We start from the raw sequence: 17080 nt of genomic DNA, 5'->3' as shown, positions 1-17080 counted from the left end.
ACCCCGGCCGGCGGACGCCGCGGCCCCGCGCCCCTGATCCTTAGCGTGGCCGTGTGTCACGTTCCATCGCCGCGCTCGCACTCGCGGCCGCCCTGATGCCGGTCGCCGCGCCCGCTCGGGCCGCGGCCCCGGACGGGCCCTGCTCGTCGTCCCGGTCCCCGAAGGCCGCCGACCGGCTCGGCACCCGGATCAGGCAGGCGCTGCGCGGCCGCGCCGGCATCGAGTCGGTCGCCGTGTACGACCGGGTGCGCGGCATCCGCTGCGCGGTCGCGGCCGGACGGCACTACGACTCGGCGAGCGTCGTCAAGGTCACGATCCTGGGCGCGCTGCTGCGCCAGGCCGTCGACGAGGAACGGCCGCTGACGGCGGACGAGAAGTCGCAGGCCCGCAGGATGATCACTCGCTCGGACAACGGCGCGGCCTCCGCCCTGTGGCGCTCGGTGGGACACGCCCGGATGGCCCGCTTCCTCGACCGCGCCGAAATGACGCAGACCGAGCCGGACCCCGGCGGCCGCTGGGGCCTCACCCAGATCACCGCGCACGACGAGATCAAGCTGCTGGAGCGGCTCACCGCACCGAACGCGCTCCTGCCCGCCAAGGCCCGCGCGTACGCGCTGAGGCTGATGCACGAGGTCGTCCCGGCGCAGCGATGGGGCACCCCCGCCGGGCACCCCGCCGACGTGACCTGGCATGTGAAGAACGGCTGGCTGCCACGTCCCGGGGGACACTGGCGCGTCCACAGCATCGGCAGCTTCGACGGGGACGGCGAGGACTACATGATCGCGGTCCTCACCCAGGACACCCCGTCCATGGCCTACGGGATCAGCACGATCGAGCGCGTCGCCCGCGCCGTCCACTGGACCCTGAACTCGTCGAAGCGCCCGGCCTCCCCCAGGCACCACCCGTCCCGGCCACGGAAGAACAAGGCCCGCTGACCAGCCCCTACGACGACTCCCGATCGAGGCTCTGCTCCAAGGCGGCCTCGTAGGCGCGCAGGGCGTTGAGGACCGTGGCCCGTTCGACGGGGGCCAGACCGCGCATGACGCGCTCCCAGGCGGAGGCGCTGCCGGAGAGCCATTCACCGATCGGCACGGCGAAGTCGGGGGCGATGGCGACGATGCGGCGGCGCCGGTCGGCCGGGTCGGCGGTGCGCTCCAGGACGCCCAGCCGCGACATTTCGCTCACCATGAGGCTCACGGTCGTCGGGGCGACCTCCAACCGGGCCGCGAGCTCGTTGACGCCTGCCGGGCCGTCGTACTCCAGATGGGCGAGCAGCGCGAGATGGCGCGGCGCCAGGTCGAGGCCCTGGAGCGCCGGGGGAATGGGCAGGCGCTTGGCGCGTCCGACGATGCGCGGCATGAGCAGCAGCAGGGCGCGGACGGCCTCGTCGACGGCCGGACCGCCCGGTTCGGTGGACATCGGCACCCTCCACAAGTACCTTTGCAATCAAAGCTTTTAGGTTCAAAGAGAACGGGGACCACTGTGCCGCACCTGACCGCCCACCTGCCAGAAGACAAGCTGGCGGGCAGGGAATCCGAGCTCGTCACCGCCCTGACCGAGGCGATCGTCGGCGTCTACGGCGAGTGGGCCCGCGACCTGGCGACCGTCCACCTGTCCGGCGTCCCGGCGGGCCGCCTCGCCCAGGGCGGCAAGGCCGTGGACACGAACGCCTCCCTGGTCATGGGCGTCCGCGCAGCCGCCTTCGACCGCCCCGACGCCCCCGAGATCATGGCCTCCCTCGCCGCCGGCCTCACCGACGCGATCACCACCGTCCTCGGCGAGGACTTCCGCCCCGGCACCACGGTGGAGTTGGTGCCCTCCCCCCAGGAACGCACCTTCGTGGCCGGCGTCCCCGCCCCCTGACCCCGTCAACGGCCTGGGGGCTTGGGGATTTATCCCCGTGATCCTGCCGGGGGGCTCCGGGATACTGGGGGGATGGTCGACGACGAGCGCTGGAAGGCGCGTTTCCGGGCCGCCCGGATTAGCCTGCCCCGTTGGGCGCGTGACGCCCCGAGCCGCAGCATCTACCGCTCGAACCTGAGCGGGACCTGGGAGGTCTACTCCTGGGACCGCGAGTCGGGTGAGCAGCGCCAGGTGACCGACCGGCCCAACGGGACGTGGTACGGCACCATCGACCCGACCGGCGAATGGGTGTGGTGGTTCGCCGACACGGACGGGGACGAGTTCGGCGTGTGGAAGCGCGTGCCGTTCGGGGAGACCGAGAGCGCTCCGGCCGTTCCCGAGCTGGAGCCGGCGTATCCGTCCGGGCTGGCGCTGGGACGCAGCGGCCTCGCCGTGGTCGGCCGGACGACCGAGGAGGGCAACACCGTCTACCTCTGCCGGCCGGGGGCGGCGCCGGAGGTCCTCTACCACCACGCCGAGGACGCCCACGTCGCCGGCCTCTCGCGGGACGAGTCGCTGGTCGCGATCGGGCACAGCGAGCACGGCGACAGCCGTCACATGGCCCTGCGCGTCATGCGGCAGGACGGCTCCCCGGTCGCCGACCTCTGGGACGGACCGGGCAAGGGCGTCTACGGCGCCGGGTTCGCTCCGGTCGACGGTGATTCGCGGCTCCTGGTGAACCACGAGCGGCGCGGCCGGGAAGAGATGCTCATCTGGGACCCGGTCGCCGGCACCGAGCAGGAGATCGTCCTCGACCTGCCCGGCGAGGTCGGCGCGACCTGGTACCCGGACGGGGCGGCGCTGCTGGTCTCCCACTCGTACGAGGCGCGCGACGAGCTCTACCGCTACGACCTGGCCGACGAGTCGCTGACCAGGATCGACACACCGCGCGGGGTGCTCGGCGGGGCGGACGTCCGGCCGGACGGGACGGTCGAGTTCTCCTGGTCGTCCGCCGCCGAGCCGCCGGTGATCCGCTCGACGTCCGGCGCGGTCGTCCTCACCCCGCCCGGGCCCACCGCGCCGCCGTCCGTCCCGGTCGAGGACGTGTGGGTCGACGGTCCGGCCGGACGCATCCACGCGCTGGTCAGCAAGCCGGAAGGCGACCGCCCCTACCCGACCGTGTTCGACGTCCACGGCGGGCCGACCGCGCAGGACGACGACTCGTTCGTCCCCACCGTGGCCGCGTGGGTCGACCACGGGTTCGCGGTCGTCCGGGTCAACTACCGCGGCTCGACCGGTTACGGCTCCGAATGGCGCGACGCGATCGAAGGGCGCGTCGGCCTCACCGAGCTGGAGGACATCAAGGCCGTCCGCGACTGGGCGGTGGAGTCGGGCCTCGCGGACCCGGAGCGGCTCGTCCTGACCGGGGGGTCGTGGGGCGGGTTCCTCACCCTTCTCGGCATTGGCACGCAGCCGGACGACTGGAGCGTCGCGGTCGCGGCCGTCCCCGTGGCCGACTACGTCGCCGCGTACGAGGACGAGATGGAGAGCCTCCAGGCGTTCGACCGGTCCCTGTTCGGCGGTTCGCCGGAGGAGGTCCCGGAGCGGTACCGCGAGTCGTCCCCCATCACCTACGCCGCGCAGGTCAGGGCGCCGGTGCTGGTGCTGGCGGGGGAGAACGACCCGCGCTGCCCCATCCGGCAGATCGACAACTACCTGGGGCGGCTCGCCGAGCTGGGGAGACCGCACGAGGTGTACCGGTACGACGCGGGCCACGGCTCGCTCGTCGTGGAGGAGCGCATCACCCAGATGGCCGCCGAGATCGGCTTCGCTCGGAAACATCTCGGCATGTCGTGATCTATCCCCGGGGCGGGCGGGCCGTTCCGCCCGTCCCGGGTTTACAAGATCGAGACCTCGGGCATCCCTCGATCGGCCGCACCTGACATCGGCACCCCCCGACATCACCTATCGGGGGGACCGCACATGCCACGGCCATGCAGCATCCAGTGCGCCATGCCGGCCGAGTGCCGGCGGGCGCCCGACATATCCCGCCACCCGGCGTTCCGTCTGGCCGCCAGGGCGACCGCGCTGGCCATCACCGCGACGATGCTCGCGCTCGCCTCACCCGGCGCGCACGCCGCGCCCCATGCCCGTTCCGGCTCGCCGCCCGCGGCGGCCGCCGGACCAGCGTCCCCGGCCGAGCGGCTGCTCGCTCCGGCGGCCGCGGCTCCGCGCAGGCGCACGGCCCGGACCGTCTTGCGGGCCTCGCGAAAACGCAGCGTCCCGCCACGGGATGCCCTGCCGGACGCGCCGAACTCGCTGCGCATGGACCAGCAGATGGCCGAGTACGCGCTGCGCGCGAGCGGCATCGGGTGGCGCTCCACCGGAGACTGCTCCGACCGGACGGTCCGGACCTGCACGTCGTTCGATGGAATGCGGTGGGGGACGATCAGGGCGCTGATCGCGTTCGCGGAGTCGAGCGGCTGCGAGGTCACCGTCACGGGCGGCACCGAGCACGGCCACGCGGGCGGGACGTACAGCCACGCGAACGGCTACAAGGCCGACATCGCGACCGGGGACTGCGTCGACCGCGCGGTGCGGCGCTACCCGTTCACCGGCGTGCGGGGCGACGGCGCGCGGCTCTACCGGTCCCCCGAGGGCGTCGTCTTCGCCCGCGAGAAGGACCACTGGGACATCCTGGTCAGGCGCGGACCTCGCGGATGATGCCCACCAGCTCGCGGGTCACCGACTTGAAGCCGGGGATGCGCGACATCGCGACCATGCGGTTGACCAGCGGGACCGTCCGCTCGACGAGCAGGTAGGTCTTGCGGCAGCCGGGCGAGCTGTCGTGCACCCAGTACAGCACGATGCCCATCGAGTAGATCCACAGCAGCTCGGGGAGCTCCGCCCGGAACTCCTTGTCGATCTTCAGATCGGAGCCCTCGACGACCTCGCGGTAGATCGCCACCGCCGAATCGCGGGCGGGCCCGGACTCGGCGCTGAACGGGTTGAGCGGGCTGGTCGGCTCGGCGGCGAACTTGAAGAACTTCCCGGCGAACTCGTGGTACGGGACCATCGTGTCGACCCGGGCCTTCAGGACGCCCAGCAGCCGCGGCGCGAACTCGGTCTCGGCCTCCAGGACGGCCCGGCAGGCGGCAACGTGCTCGTCCTGCAGTTCGTCGTAGTAGGCCTGGATCAGCTCTTCCTTGGAGCCGAAGTAGTAGTAGGCGTTGCCGACCGAGACACCCGCCTCCTTGGCGATCGCCCGCATCGTCGTCTGCTCGTATCCCCGCTCCCGGAACAGGCGCAGCGCCGTCTCGACGATCAGGGCGCGCGTCTGCTCGGACTTCACGGCCTTCGTCTCGGTCACGACTGCCACCCTAAAGCCCGAGTGCGGCCGACCGCTCATGCCACGATCCGGCGCGCGCCGCAACCCGGCGCCCCGTACCGGTGTTCACGAGGCATGATCAACACTTTGGAAACCCTCGAATGCTTCTACGCCGCGGAGGCCGACTACCTGGCCGCGGGCGGCCCCGGCAAGGGGGACTTCTCCGTGATGGCCGCCCACCTCGCCCCGGACGTCGCGATGTACCAGGCGCCCAGCCTCCCCTACGGCGGGACGTGGCGCGGCCACGACGGCATGGAGCGCTTCATGGCCGTGATGAGCGAGGCGTGGTCGGAGCTGACGTTCCGCGAGCAGCACTGCGCGGTGGACGGCGACACGGTCGCTGTCCGCAACGACTGCGTCTTCCGGGCCCGCGCGACCGGACGGGAGGTGGAGACCTCCGTGCTGCAGTGGATCACGGTCCGGGACGGGCTGGTCAGCGAGTTCCGCCCGTTCTACCTGGACACCGCCGCCGTCCTCGCGGCGCTCAGGGGGTGAGCTCGGCGGCGACCAGCTCGGCGACCTGGGCCGTGTTGAGCGCGGCGCCGTTGCGCAGGTTGTCGCCGCAGAGGAAGAGGTCGAGCGCCTTCGGGTCGTCCAGCGAGCGCCGCACCCGTCCCACCCAGGCGGGATCGGTGCCGACCACGTCCGCCGGGGTCGGGAACTCCTGCGTCTCCGGGTTGTCGCAGAGGACGACGCCGGGCGACCCGGCGAGGACGGCCTGCGCCTCCCGCTGGTCGACCCGCTCCTCGAACACCGCGTGGACCGACAGCGAGTGACCCGTCACCACCGGGACGCGGACGCACGTCGCCGTCACCCGCAGGTCGCGCAGGCCGAGCACCTTCCGCGACTCGTTCCGGATCTGGAGCTCCTCGGAGCTCCAGCCGCCGTCGCGCACCTCGCCCGCCCACGGGACCACGTTCATCGCGAGCGGCGCCGGGAACGGTCCGAACTCGCCGACCGCGCAGCGCAGGTCGCCCGCGCGGTTGCCGAGCGTCCGGTCGCCGCCGACCTTCTCCATCTGCTCGTACAGCGTGCCGACGCCCTCCAGCCCGGCGCCCGACGCCGCCTGGTAGGACGAGACGACGAGCTCGCGCAGCCCGTACCGGCGGTGCAGCGCCCCGACCACCGTGATCATCGACAGCGTCGTGCAGCTCGGGCTCGCGACGATCCCGCGCGGCCGCCGGCGCACCCGCTCCGGGTTCACCTCCGGGACGACGAGCGGGACGTCCGGTGCCATCCGGAACGCGCCGGAGTTGTCGACCGCCACGGCGCCGCGCTTCGTCGCGATCGGCACCCAGCGGGCGGCCACGTCGTCCGGCACGGCGAACATCGCGATGTCGACGCCGTCGAACACCTCCGGTGCCAGCGGCGCGACCTCGACGTCGGCCCCGCGCAGCGGCAGCGTCCGTCCCGCCGACCGGGGCGAGGCGACCAGCCGGATCTCCCCGTACACGTCGCGGCGGGTGGACAGCAGGTCGAGCATGACGGACCCGACGGCCCCCGTGGCGCCGACGACGGCGAGCGTCGGCCCGCCCGTTCCCCTGGTCATCGCGCCGCGGGCAGTCAGGGCCATGGTCGCACCCACCCTCTCGCCGTCGAGTCGTGTCCGCACGTCCAACTCCCTGGGAATGCGGCCGGTTCCCTAAAAGACCCTGCCACCGCCCACGCGCGGCGTCAGCGTCACGCGCCACAGGACGAACAAGACAAAGCGGGCCGCACGGAGTCCGTGCGGCCCGCTGAGGCGTGCGGTCAGCGGCCGGTGCCGCCGTAGACGACGGCCTCGACCTGCTCGGCGTCCAGGTCGAACGCGCGGTGCGCGGCGGCGACCGCGGTGTCGATGTCGTCCTGGGCGACGACGACCGAGATCCGGATCTCCGAGGTGGAGATCATCTCGATGTTCACGCCGGCCTCGGCGATCGCGCTGAACAGCGACGCGGTGACGCCCGGGTGCGAGCGCATCCCGGCGCCGATCAGCGACACCTTGCCGATGCGGTCGTCGTAGCGCAGCGACTCGAAGCCGATCTTCTCCTTCAGCTTGTTCAGCGCGGTGAGCGCGCTCTGCCCGTCCGTGGACGGCAGCGTGAAGGAGATGTCGGTCCGCCCGGTGGACGCCGCCGACACGTTCTGCACGATCATGTCGATGTTGATCTCGGCCTCGGACAGCACCGTGAAGATCGTGGCGGCCTCACCGACCTTGTCCGGCACCCCCACCACGGTGATCTTGGCCTCGCTCCGGTCGTGCGCGACGCCGGAGATGATCGCCTGCTCCATGTCCTGTCCTTCGATCTCGCTGCTGTCGACGACCCACGTGCCCACCTTCTGACTGAACGAGGACCGCACATGGATCGGGATGTTGTAGCGGCGCGCGTACTCCACGCAGCGCAGATGCAGGATCTTCGCCCCGCTGGCCGCCATCTCCAGCATCTCCTCGTAGGAGATCTTCGGGATCTTGCGGGCGGCGGCCACGATGCGCGGGTCGGCGGTGAAGACGCCGTCGACGTCGGAGTAGATCTCGCAGACGTCGGCGTCCAGCGCCGCCGCGAGCGCGACGGCCGTGGTGTCGGACCCGCCGCGGCCGAGCGTCGTGATGTCCTTGGTCCCCTGCGAGACGCCCTGGAACCCGGCCACGATGCAGATCGAGCCCTCGTCCAGCGCGGTCCGGATCCGTCCCGGCGTCACATCGATGATCTTGGCTTTGCCATGCGAGCCGTCGGTGATCACACCGGCCTGGGAGCCGGTGAACGAGCGGGCCTCGTGGCCCAGGTTCGCGATGGCCATGGCCAGCAGCGCCATCGAGATCCGCTCGCCGGCGGTGAGCAGCATGTCCAGCTCACGGGCGGGCGGCAGGGGGCTGACCTGCTTGGCCATGTCGATGAGGTCATCCGTCGTGTCGCCCATGGCGGAGACCACGACGACCACGTCGTTGCCCGCCTTCTTCGTCGCGACGATGCGCTGGGCGACCCGCTTGACGCCTTCGGCGTCGGCGACGGAGGAGCCACCGTACTTCTGCACGACAAGAGCCACGGGTGGGCGCTCCTCGGATCGGGGTCAGGCGTTCTGCTCGTCGAGTCTACAGAGCCGGACACACCGGATCACGACCAGGTAACCGTCCGCCCAACCCCCGCGCGCACCCCGCCCCCCGTCCTCCTCGTCCCGGCCCGACCGCTTATTACGAGTGTCTGACGTGCGGCTTCCTGACCTGGCGGTCGGCAGTCCATGATCATTGGATGGGGCTCATGGCAAACCTCTCCAAGGCGGCCGTGGGCCGTCGCGTCGCCGTGCTGACCGCCGCGCCGCTCCTGTTCGGCCTCGCGACACCCCTCGCGGCGCAGGCGGCCACCACCGCCGTCGAGTCGACGAGCGTCTCACCGTCCACCATCAGCGCCGGCGAGGAGGCGCTCCAGAAGGTCACGTTGACCGAGCCCGCGCCCGCCGGAGGCACCGTCGTCGCGCTACGCGACCTGAACGAGTTCGAGGACCCCAACTACGCCAGGTCGACCGGGCGCAAGGTCACCGTGCCGGAGGGGCAGCGGTCCGTCACCTTCCCGATCCGGGTGCAGTCGGAGGACACGACGACCGTCACGTCCCTGGAGGCGTCCGCCAACGGGACCGCGGCGCGGACCGCGATCACCGTCGAGCCGCCGGACTGGCGCGAGCAGGTGGTGACGGGCTTCTGGGTGAAGCAGCAGTACGGGCAGGCGATCGCCTTGACCGGCACGACGGTGACCGGCACCGTGCAGATCAAGTCCCCCGCGCCCGTGGGCGGGCTCGCCGTCGACATCCGCAACAACCCGGTCTGGAACGACACCGCCTACTCCGCGCCGTACGTCGTCGTGCCCGCCGGCGCCACCGGCGCCACCTTCCCGATCAGCGTCTCGACCGACCAGAACCCGCGGTACGTCCAGATGACGGCGGACCTCGGCAACGACAAGGCGACCTCCAGCCTGATCGGGACCCCCAAGAAGTTCTCCGTGGGCACTGTGAGGGAGATCCGCAACAAGTCCGGCTACTGGCCGAACTACGGCGTGGTGGGGCTCGGCGACATCTGGCACCCCTTCGGCGCCGTGATCAAGCTGACTAGCGACACGCCGGGCGTCACCGTCCCGCCGGAACTGCAGCTGTCGTCCTCCGAACTCGGCCGGACCTTCCCCATCCAGGTGGACCCGTCGACCCCGATCGGAACGAAGGTCAAGATCACCGCCACCTGGGTCCTCGGCCCCGCCCCGGTGACCACCGAGATCACCATCCAGGACTGACGCCGACGACCACCGGAAACCACCCCAGAAGACGGCCGGGCCCTGCACGAAGCACGCGGAACAGAGCCCGGCCAGGCGGGGCGAGGCAGGCACGCTCGACGTGCACGCTTGCCGCTTCGGGCGATTTGAACGGCCATGGGCCAATATGTAAACGCCATGGATCGCGACGGCCGTCGCACGCGAATAGCCTGACCCTCAGGGCGGTGCAGAGAGTGCCATGCCGAAGGGAAGGATACGAATGTGGCGCCGCAGACTACGAGAGAAGTACAAGTTCTGGCTAATTAAAAGAATTCGCGAAAAATCCAACTGGGTGCTCTGTGAGGGAGTGAAGGCGAACGTCCTAGAGTTGGCTGCTCAGTTGCCCTCCAAGGCTGCAACTTTTCACTCCTCAGAGCATAGACAACTAATCTCCAATGCCAGTTTGGCGTTGAACAATGCGCGCCGCGTCATCAACGCCGACGAGAATCCTCGAGGTCGGACGACGGCACAGGTGGACGCGGCGCAGATGCACGTCAATTCCGCACGCACCATGTGGTTGCGGACTCTGTCCCCTGAGGACCTCGTACCCCACCTGGCGGACCAACTAGCCATCATCGAGCAGCATCTTCCTGCGAACGACACCCATCGGGTCGCCGCCGAGAAGGCCGCGTTGGAGTTGCAGAAGGCGCACTCGGCGCACCGCGCCGCCCACAATGGAGCAGGCCGCCACCACTGGTGGCCGGTGACGCGCGGCGCCGACCACTCCGCGCACCTCGTCCCGGAACTGTCGACCGTGCTGGACGCGGTCGATGCCGCTCGCGAGGCCTCTCTGAAGGAGAGGCTGCGCGCCGTGAACTTTGCGCGTATCGTTTGGATGACGGCGCTCGGCCTTTCCTGCCTCGCGGTCGCCATCGCCGTGGCCGGGGCCATCTGGAAGTCGGCCGTTCCCCTTTGTTTCACACCCTTCAACAAGGTCGCGTGTCCCAGCCAGACCGTCAGCCCGCCGCCTCCGAATTCGCCCGGCTCGGTGGCCTCGCCAGGGGACTACGCCATCGTCGAGATCGCTGGAGTGACCGCGGCCTGTATCGCAGCGGCAGCCGCTCTACGGAAAGTCCAGGGCTCCGCGACCTCCTACGGTATTCCCGTGGCACTGGCCTTCCTGAAACTTCCCACCGGGGCACTTGTGGCCGTGCTCGGGCTCATGCTCCTGCGAGGCGAGGTCGTCCCGGGACTGACTGCCCTCGACACATCGGGCCAGATCATCGCCTGGGCGGTGCTGTTCGGTTACTCGCAGGAACTGTTCACCAACTTCGTGGACAAGCAGGGCCGCCAAGTGCTGGAACGCGTGCACGGGACCCCCGATCCAAAGACGCCACGGGAGGTCGCCGTTACGCAGGCGATGGCAACGACCCCCGGGTCGGCACCGGTGCCGCCACCGAGTAGCAACGGCTACCGGCAGCCCACCGAAGCGGACAAACGGTTGTTCACACAATCCACGATGAGGTGATCAACGTGACTGATCAGAGTGTTCAGGCAGCCGTGCAGGCTCCGCCGTGGCCAGGGCGGTTCCTCGCCCTGATGAAGGGTGACGACGTCCGCACCTGGCAGGACAAGATGCGCCAGCGCGGCTGGACGAGCCTTGCGGTCGACGGCATCTACGGCACCCACTCGGAGGAGGTCTGCATAGCCTTCCAGAAGGAGAAGGGGCTGAACGCCGACGGCATCGTCGGACCCCAGACCTGGGAGGCGACCTGGAAGGCGCCGATCACATAGCATCCTTCCGCTCACACAACGGGCGTACCGACCACGGCACGCCCGTTGCCACGAGGACTGATCCCAGGCCCGGCGGGCCCTGATCGAGGTCCATGCGGGGCGCGGATGTGGGCGTGAACCGGGTCCTCTCAGCCGAGGCGCCGGTTCTCCTGGTGGGTGTCGGTTATCTCTTGTTACCGGCTGGAGCGTCCGACACCATGAGTGAGCATGGAAGACGGAACTTTCGCGTCCCCGGGTTGCTGCGGGGTCACCGCCGCCGACGAGGACGTTCTGCAGTGGGACACCCGCAACGACTGCGAGGTCCGGCAGATCCTCGACCGCATCGCCGACAAGTGGTCCCTGCTCGTCATCGCTCTGCTGGACCAGCGGTCCCTGCGCTTCACCGAGTTGCGCCGCCGGATCGACGGCATCAGCCAGCGGATGCTCGCGCGGACGCTCCGGCACCTCGAACGGGACGGGCTCGTCAGCCGCACCGTCCATCCGACCGTCCCGCCGCGCGTCGACTACGCGCTCACGCCGATGGGCGCGACCCTGCACGACACGATCCGGTCGCTCGTGGTGTGGACGGAGCAGCACCAGAGCGCGATCGCCGCAGCTCGGACCGCCTATGACGCCCGGATCGAAGCCGAACGGCAGGCGGCGGAGCAGGAGGCGGCCGAACGGGACGCCGTCGCCCATGACGTCCTCGCCTACCGGCGCTGACCTCACTTCTCGGTGGAGCGGGGACGCTAGAGCTTCGGCGGGCCCTGTTCGATGCGGCGGAGGACGGGGGCGAGGCGTTCGTTGTCCTCGGTGCCGATGAGCCGGCGCTCGTCCCACCAGGTGGCGCCGGCGTCGCGCAGGGGGCCGACCACGTCGCGGGCGTCGGCGGGGCTGGCTCCGCCGACGACGATCTCGAAGGGGCCTTCGCCCTCCCGGTGCCGCCGGACGTAGTCGACCAGGTCGCGGACGTCCTCGACGGCGGGTGCGCGGCCGTGCGAGCCGGGGCCGAACAGCGGGACGGCGCCGTCCCAGCGGGCGGCCCGCCGCATCGGCCGCCGGTTCGGCCAGAAGCCGGCGATCCAGACCGGCGGCCGCGGCCGCTGGGCCGTGGCGGGGAGCAGCGCCACGTCCTCCACTTGGTAGTGGCGCCCGTGGTGGGTGACGGGTTCGCCGGACCAGTAGCGTTCGAGAAGGCCGAGCCCCTCGTCCAGGCGCTCGGCCAACACGGCGGGGTCGGTGGGTTCGCCGAACGCGCCGTACTCGTCGGCGACCGGCCCGCCGAGCCCCGCCGCGAAGACCACCCGTCCGCCGCTGAGGACGTCCAGCGTGGCGACCTGGCGGGCCAGCTGCTGCGGACGCCGCCGCGGGACGGGCGTGACCAGCGTGCCGAGCCTGATCCGGCTGGTCGCCAGCGCCGCCGCGGTCAGCAGCATCCACGGGTCGCCGAAGGACTTGCGATCGCTCCTCACGTGGACGACGTGGTCCCACACGAAGAGCCCGTCCCACCCGGCCTGCTCCGCCGCCTCCGCGACCCGCGCGACGGTCCGCGGGTCGGCGAAGTCGCCGAAGTTCGGAATGTTGATCGAGTACCGCATCCCCGCATGCTGCGCCGCCCCGGACGGCCGCGGCAAACGATTTAGCCGGGGGCTTCATCCTCGGCCGCGTCGAGGCGGCGCATCCGTCCCAGCTTCGCCCTGGTCAGCGGCGAGCGGGGTCCGTGGACAGCTCGGAGAGGTTCATCGCCATCGCGCGGTGGACGGCGGGGATCCAGTCGAGGGTGCGCAGCAGGGTGTTGCGCATCCCGCGCAGCACCGGGCTGCCCACGGTCGCGACGTGGGTCATCCTGTCGGTGAACGCGACGACCTGCTCGGCGACGGGACGGCGCTCCGCCTCGTACTCGTCGAGCACGGAGTCGGGGGCGCCGTCGCCCAGGACGGCGGCGAGCTTGCCGGCGAGGTTGAGGGCGTCCTGGATGCCGGTGTTCATGCCCTGCCCGCCCGCCGGGCTGTGGACGTGGGCGGAGTCGCCGGCCAGGAAGACGCGGCCCGCGCGGTAGTGCGCCGCCAGCCTGTGGTGGACGCGGAATCGGGAACTCCACACGACGTCCTTGACGCGCGCCGGGTGCTGCTTGGGGCCGCGCGCGTCCAGGAGCGTCTGGACGTCGGCGGCGGTCGGGGCCGGGGGCGCCTCGTCGACGGTCGCGACGATGCGGTGCCGTCCGCCGGGGAGCGGCGCGACGACCGTGACGCCCTCCGCCGAGAAGAACAGCATGACCTCCTCGCTGCCGCCTGCCCAGTCCAGGTGCACGTCGGCGAGGACGAACGACTGCGGGTAGGCGTCGCCCTCGAAGGCGATCCCGGCGTGCTCGCGGACGATGCTGTGCATGCCGTCCGTCCCGACCGCGTAGGCGGCGCGGATCTGCTCGCCGCCGGCCAGGGTCGCGGTGACCCCTTCCCCGTCCTGCTCCAGGCCCGTCACCTCGAACGGCCGGTGGACGAGGCCGCCCTCCTGCTGCAGCCGTGCGAGCAGGATCTCCTCGGTGACGTTCTGGGGGACGAGCAGCGTGTAGGGGAACTCGGTCGGCAGGTCGCCGAACTCGACGGTGAGCAGCACGCGGTCCCGCTCCCGGACGGTGAAGCGCGGCACGATGATCCCGCGCTCGACAAGCTCGTCGGTCACCTTGAGCTCGCGCAGCGCCTCCAGCGTGCGGGCATGGACCACGGCCGCCCGGGAGGTGTTCGCGCCCTCCGCCGCCTTGTCCAGCAGGACGGCGTCCACTCCCTTCTGCCGCAGGGAGGCGGCGAGGGACAGCCCCACGGGCCCCGCGCCGATCACGAGCACGTCGGTGGACTTCGGAACAGCGTTCATGGTCACTCCAGGTGCCAATGGCCGTTTGCCAACAGTTGATGGCCAACTGGTGTTGGACTCTAGACCCGGACCGCCGTGTTTGCCAACGCTTGATGGCATATGTTGGCGGGCATGGCTTTCACCGAGCGTTCAGCGGCGACCCGGACGGCCATCCTCGGCGCGGCCCGGCGCCGGTTCGCCGAGGACGGCTACGAGCGCACGACGATCCGGGCGATCGCGGCGGACGCGGACATCGACCCTTCCATGGTCATCCGGTACTTCGGCAGCAAGGCCGAGCTCTACGCCGCCGCCTCGGCCATCGACCTCGCCGTACCCGACCTCAGCGGCGCCGACGACGTGGCGGCCGCCTACATCCAGGCCTTCCTGGCCCGATGGGAGGCCGGCGAGAACACCGCCGAGGCCGTCCTGCTGCGCACCGCCCCCACCCACCCCGACGCCGCGGCCCGCGTCCAGGCGATCTTCGACAAGGAGATCGTCCCCGCTCTGGAGAAGGTCCTGCCGGACGACCCCGCCGTCCGCGAGCGCGCCGCCCTGCTGCTGAGCCAGACCCTCGGCATGGCCTACGGCCGCTACCTGCTGGGCATCGAACCCCTGGCGTCGATGGACGTCCGCGAGATCGCCGCGATGGCCGCGCAGGCCGCCAAGGTCCCTCTCCACGCTCCGCGCAACTCGTCCTGAGGCGCCCCCGCGCCGCTGTTCAGAACTCGCCGCCCTGATCGTGCTCGTCTTCAGCGTCTGGACGGGCGGCCCCTCGGGCGCGCGTCGTCTTCCGGTGGTCCCGATCAAGGTGTAGGCGGAACGGCCCTGCCGGACATCTCTGGGCGACACCGACCCGAGAGAAGGGAGCCGGCGTGCCGGATCCAGACGGGGAGTTCACCCGGTTGTGGGACGCGCACTACGACGACGTGCTCAGGTACGCGGCGCGTCGGATCGACCCCGACACGGCCCGGGACGTCGCCGCGGAGACGTTCCTGGTCGCCTGGCGGCGGCGCGGCGACATCCCGCCCGACCGCCCGTTCCCATGGCTGCTGAACGTCGCCCGCAACGTCCTCGCCAACGAGATGCGCGGCCACCGCAGGCGCACACGGCTGTGGAGCCGGCTGCGCGGCGACCGCCCGCACGCCCCCGCCCCGGCCGCCGACGTGGCGTCCGGTCTGGCCGAAGGCGGGCGCATAGCCGCCGCGCTCGGGCGCCTGTCCGCCCGCGACCGCGAGGTCCTCCAGCTCGTCGGCTGGGACGGCCTCGACGCGCGGGCCGCGGCGACCGCGGCGGGCTGCTCGGTCAAGACGTTCTCCGTGCGCCTGCACCGCGCCCGGCGCCGCCTGACCGACGCCCTCGCCGAGATCGACGCCGCCGACCGTCCCGCACCCGCCGCCCCGCTGCAGAGGAGCCACCAGGCATGAACGACCTCGACGAAGTCCGCCGCATCATGGCCCCGGCCGACCCGTGCCCGCCGGGCGCCTTCGACGGCGCCGCCCACGACCCGGCCGGACGCGCCGCCTACGAGCGGATCACGGCGTCGGAGGCCCGTCGCTCCGGACCGTCCCGCCGGACGACGTTCCGCCTCGTCGCCGCGGGCGGCGTCGCCGGGGCGCTCATCGCCGGCGCCGCCGTCGCCACGGGCGGCAGCGGCGAGCAGCCGGCACCCGTGGCGGCGACGGAGACGCAGCGGGTGCTGAACGTCGCCGCGACGTTCGCGCTGAAGCAGCCGTTCACCGCGCCGCGTCCCGGCCAGTGGGTCTACACCGAGACCCGTTACCGGCGCAGCGGCGCCCCCGGCCGCGGCCAGGTCGTCAGGCCGGGGTCGCCGCTGAAGACGCAGGTCGACCGGAACTGGGTCCGGGCGGACGGCAGGCGCATGGCGTTGTACGACCACGGCAAGCTCGTCACCTCCGCCACTGGCGGGGGGATGCCGCCGATCGACTACGCCACCGTCGCCAAGCTGCCCACCGACCCGGACGGCATGCTGGCCTGGGCCCGCGCCCAGGAGACCCCGAACGAACCGAACGGGGGCGCGTTCCAGCTGCTCGGGTCGCTGCTGCTGAACAACGGCGCGCTGCCGCCGGCGCAGACGGCCGCCGCCTACCGCGCGATGGCGAAGATCCCCGGCGTCACCGTGGACCGGGCCGCCAAGGACGGGGCGGGACACAAGGCGATCTCGGTTTCGTTCCTCATCGAGGGCTGGGCGAAGGACGAGATCCTCTTGCACCCGTCCACCTACGCCTACAAGGGCCACCGCACCACCGTCGCCAAGGATCACACCATGCCGGACGGCGGGCGCTTCCTGAAGGGCGCCGTCGACAGCTATTCCGTCCGCCTGGCGGCGGGCGTCGTGGACCGTCCCGGCCAGCGTCCCTGACGTTCCATCGTTGCGCCGAGGGTCGTCCGGTCAACCCGACCGGGCGGTCCTCGGCACGTCCCGGCTCGCTGAGGCGCTGGTGACGCAAGGGTTGCTCCGCCGTAAGCGGTATGAGGCGCTCCCGGCCACCGTCAAGATCTTCTCGACGGACCACCCTTGGGTGGGGCCAAGCGTCTATGTAAAGGCAGGCGTCTGCGGGGTGCCGTGGTTCATCCCGGCCATCGGGGATCCGCTGCGTCCGTGCCATGACCCGGCGGGGGCGGGTGCGGCGATGATCGAGCTGATGGGAGAGCTGATGAGCGGGTTCGACGAGTTGCCGAGGGTTCGCCGGGGACCGGTGCCGTCCCTGTACGCGGCGCTGCGGCGGAGGGCCCCGCAGGTCGCGGCGGCGCGGCCGGACGACGAGGCGTTACTGCACGTCTCCTACCGCGGGCAGGAGGCGCAGGTCGCCTGGGACGACGACCTCGAACAGTACGCGTGGCGCCGCGGGGGGAGCGGGCAGATCGGCTCGGATGCCGAGAAGGCGGCCGAGCTGATCGCGTGGGCGCTGGGCGCGCGGACCGGCCCCGCCACGTCCGGCTAGGCCGGCGCACGGCCGGTCGGGCCAGGCGGAGGCGCGGTCGGGCCAGGAGG

19 protein-coding genes are annotated in these 17080 nt (G+C 71.5%); 13 read left to right on the top strand and 6 right to left on the bottom strand.

What is annotated here, in order from left to right; all coding sequences use genetic code 11:
• The first annotated feature begins 53 nt into the window (after positions 1-53).
• Positions 54-935 (top strand): serine hydrolase, encoded by an 882-nt coding sequence (locus tag ABWI07_RS05705; protein WP_353817823.1) that lies wholly within the window; start codon positions 54-56, stop codon positions 933-935.
• A gap of 7 nt (positions 936-942) precedes the next feature.
• Here the strand turns inward: ABWI07_RS05705 and ABWI07_RS05700 are convergent, their stop codons facing one another.
• A complete protein-coding gene (locus ABWI07_RS05700; protein ID WP_149262892.1) occupies positions 943-1419 on the bottom strand; it encodes a MarR family winged helix-turn-helix transcriptional regulator in 477 nt (158 codons plus the stop codon).
• A gap of 63 nt (positions 1420-1482) precedes the next feature.
• Here ABWI07_RS05700 and ABWI07_RS05695 point away from each other — a divergent pair, with 63 nt between their 5' ends.
• From ABWI07_RS05695 to ABWI07_RS05685, 3 genes are all read left to right on the top strand, one after another.
• Entirely contained in the window at positions 1483-1863 is a 381-nt protein-coding gene (locus ABWI07_RS05695; RefSeq protein ID WP_353817822.1) for a hypothetical protein, read from the top strand.
• A gap of 72 nt (positions 1864-1935) precedes the next feature.
• Positions 1936-3699: a S9 family peptidase gene (locus ABWI07_RS05690; protein ID WP_353817821.1), complete on the top strand. Its 1764-nt coding sequence runs from the start codon at positions 1936-1938 to the stop codon at positions 3697-3699.
• 156 nt (positions 3700-3855) lie between these two features.
• The gene (locus ABWI07_RS05685; protein WP_353817820.1) at positions 3856-4566 is read left to right on the top strand and encodes a hypothetical protein; all 711 of its coding nucleotides are present in this window, start codon (positions 3856-3858) and stop codon (positions 4564-4566) included.
• On the opposite strand, the gene ABWI07_RS05680 is transcribed toward ABWI07_RS05685, so the two are convergent.
• Positions 4544-5212, bottom strand: coding sequence for a TetR/AcrR family transcriptional regulator (locus ABWI07_RS05680; RefSeq protein WP_149262889.1), 669 nt, complete (start codon positions 5210-5212; stop codon positions 4544-4546). The genes ABWI07_RS05685 and ABWI07_RS05680 overlap by 23 nt on opposite strands.
• Before the next feature lie 105 nt (positions 5213-5317).
• Between ABWI07_RS05680 and ABWI07_RS05675 the strand changes: the two genes are divergently transcribed.
• Entirely contained in the window at positions 5318-5725 is a 408-nt protein-coding gene (locus tag ABWI07_RS05675; protein ID WP_353817819.1) for a nuclear transport factor 2 family protein, read from the top strand.
• On the opposite strand, the gene ABWI07_RS05670 is transcribed toward ABWI07_RS05675, so the two are convergent.
• Together ABWI07_RS05670 and ABWI07_RS05665 are read right to left on the bottom strand one after the other, a co-directional pair.
• Positions 5715-6779: an aspartate-semialdehyde dehydrogenase gene (locus tag ABWI07_RS05670; RefSeq protein ID WP_353817994.1), complete on the bottom strand. Its 1065-nt coding sequence runs from the start codon at positions 6777-6779 to the stop codon at positions 5715-5717. The genes ABWI07_RS05675 and ABWI07_RS05670 overlap by 11 nt on opposite strands.
• 200 nt (positions 6780-6979) lie before the next feature.
• Entirely contained in the window at positions 6980-8254 is a 1275-nt protein-coding gene (locus ABWI07_RS05665) for an aspartate kinase (protein ID WP_149262887.1), read from the bottom strand.
• A gap of 203 nt (positions 8255-8457) precedes the next feature.
• Between ABWI07_RS05665 and ABWI07_RS05660 the strand changes: the two genes are divergently transcribed.
• The 4 genes from ABWI07_RS05660 to ABWI07_RS05645 all read left to right on the top strand — a co-directional run bounded on the left by ABWI07_RS05660 (position 8458) and on the right by ABWI07_RS05645 (position 11940).
• The gene (locus ABWI07_RS05660; RefSeq protein WP_353817818.1) at positions 8458-9486 is read left to right on the top strand and encodes a hypothetical protein; all 1029 of its coding nucleotides are present in this window, start codon (positions 8458-8460) and stop codon (positions 9484-9486) included.
• 238 nt (positions 9487-9724) lie between these two features.
• The gene (locus tag ABWI07_RS05655) at positions 9725-10972 is read left to right on the top strand and encodes a hypothetical protein (RefSeq protein WP_353817817.1); all 1248 of its coding nucleotides are present in this window, start codon (positions 9725-9727) and stop codon (positions 10970-10972) included.
• Between the two features lie 5 nt (positions 10973-10977).
• Positions 10978-11238: a peptidoglycan-binding domain-containing protein gene (locus ABWI07_RS05650; protein ID WP_200842248.1), complete on the top strand. Its 261-nt coding sequence runs from the start codon at positions 10978-10980 to the stop codon at positions 11236-11238.
• A 207-nt stretch (positions 11239-11445) separates the two neighbouring features.
• Positions 11446-11940 (top strand): winged helix-turn-helix transcriptional regulator, encoded by a 495-nt coding sequence (locus tag ABWI07_RS05645; protein WP_149262884.1) that lies wholly within the window; start codon positions 11446-11448, stop codon positions 11938-11940.
• A 26-nt stretch (positions 11941-11966) separates the two neighbouring features.
• On the opposite strand, the gene ABWI07_RS05640 is transcribed toward ABWI07_RS05645, so the two are convergent.
• Positions 11967-12815, bottom strand: coding sequence for an LLM class flavin-dependent oxidoreductase (locus ABWI07_RS05640; protein WP_353817816.1), 849 nt, complete (start codon positions 12813-12815; stop codon positions 11967-11969).
• Positions 12816-12918: 103 nt separating this feature from the next.
• Positions 12919-14088 (bottom strand): FAD-dependent oxidoreductase, encoded by a 1170-nt coding sequence (locus ABWI07_RS05635; RefSeq protein ID WP_353817815.1) that lies wholly within the window; start codon positions 14086-14088, stop codon positions 12919-12921.
• Positions 14089-14199: 111 nt separating this feature from the next.
• On the opposite strand from ABWI07_RS05635, the gene ABWI07_RS05630 reads away from it, so the two are divergent.
• The 4 genes from ABWI07_RS05630 (at position 14200) to ABWI07_RS05615 (ending at position 17030) form a co-directional block, all read left to right on the top strand.
• Positions 14200-14766, top strand: coding sequence for a TetR/AcrR family transcriptional regulator (locus ABWI07_RS05630; RefSeq protein ID WP_200842247.1), 567 nt, complete (start codon positions 14200-14202; stop codon positions 14764-14766).
• A 173-nt stretch (positions 14767-14939) separates the two neighbouring features.
• Positions 14940-15491, top strand: coding sequence for an RNA polymerase sigma factor (locus ABWI07_RS05625; RefSeq protein WP_353817814.1), 552 nt, complete (start codon positions 14940-14942; stop codon positions 15489-15491).
• Positions 15488-16447, top strand: coding sequence for a CU044_5270 family protein (locus ABWI07_RS05620; RefSeq protein ID WP_353817813.1), 960 nt, complete (start codon positions 15488-15490; stop codon positions 16445-16447). The genes ABWI07_RS05625 and ABWI07_RS05620 overlap by 4 nt, the downstream gene beginning before the upstream one ends.
• A gap of 271 nt (positions 16448-16718) precedes the next feature.
• Positions 16719-17030, top strand: coding sequence for a hypothetical protein (locus tag ABWI07_RS05615; protein WP_149262878.1), 312 nt, complete (start codon positions 16719-16721; stop codon positions 17028-17030).
• Positions 17031-17080: the final 50 nt, after the last annotated feature.

This window comes from Actinomadura sp. NPDC000600, from assembly GCF_040492135.1.
Classification (GTDB): Bacteria; Actinomycetota; Actinomycetes; order Streptosporangiales; family Streptosporangiaceae; genus Spirillospora.
The sequence above is the reverse complement of the archived record's forward strand: the minus strand, read 5'-3'. Positions and strand labels throughout refer to the sequence as shown.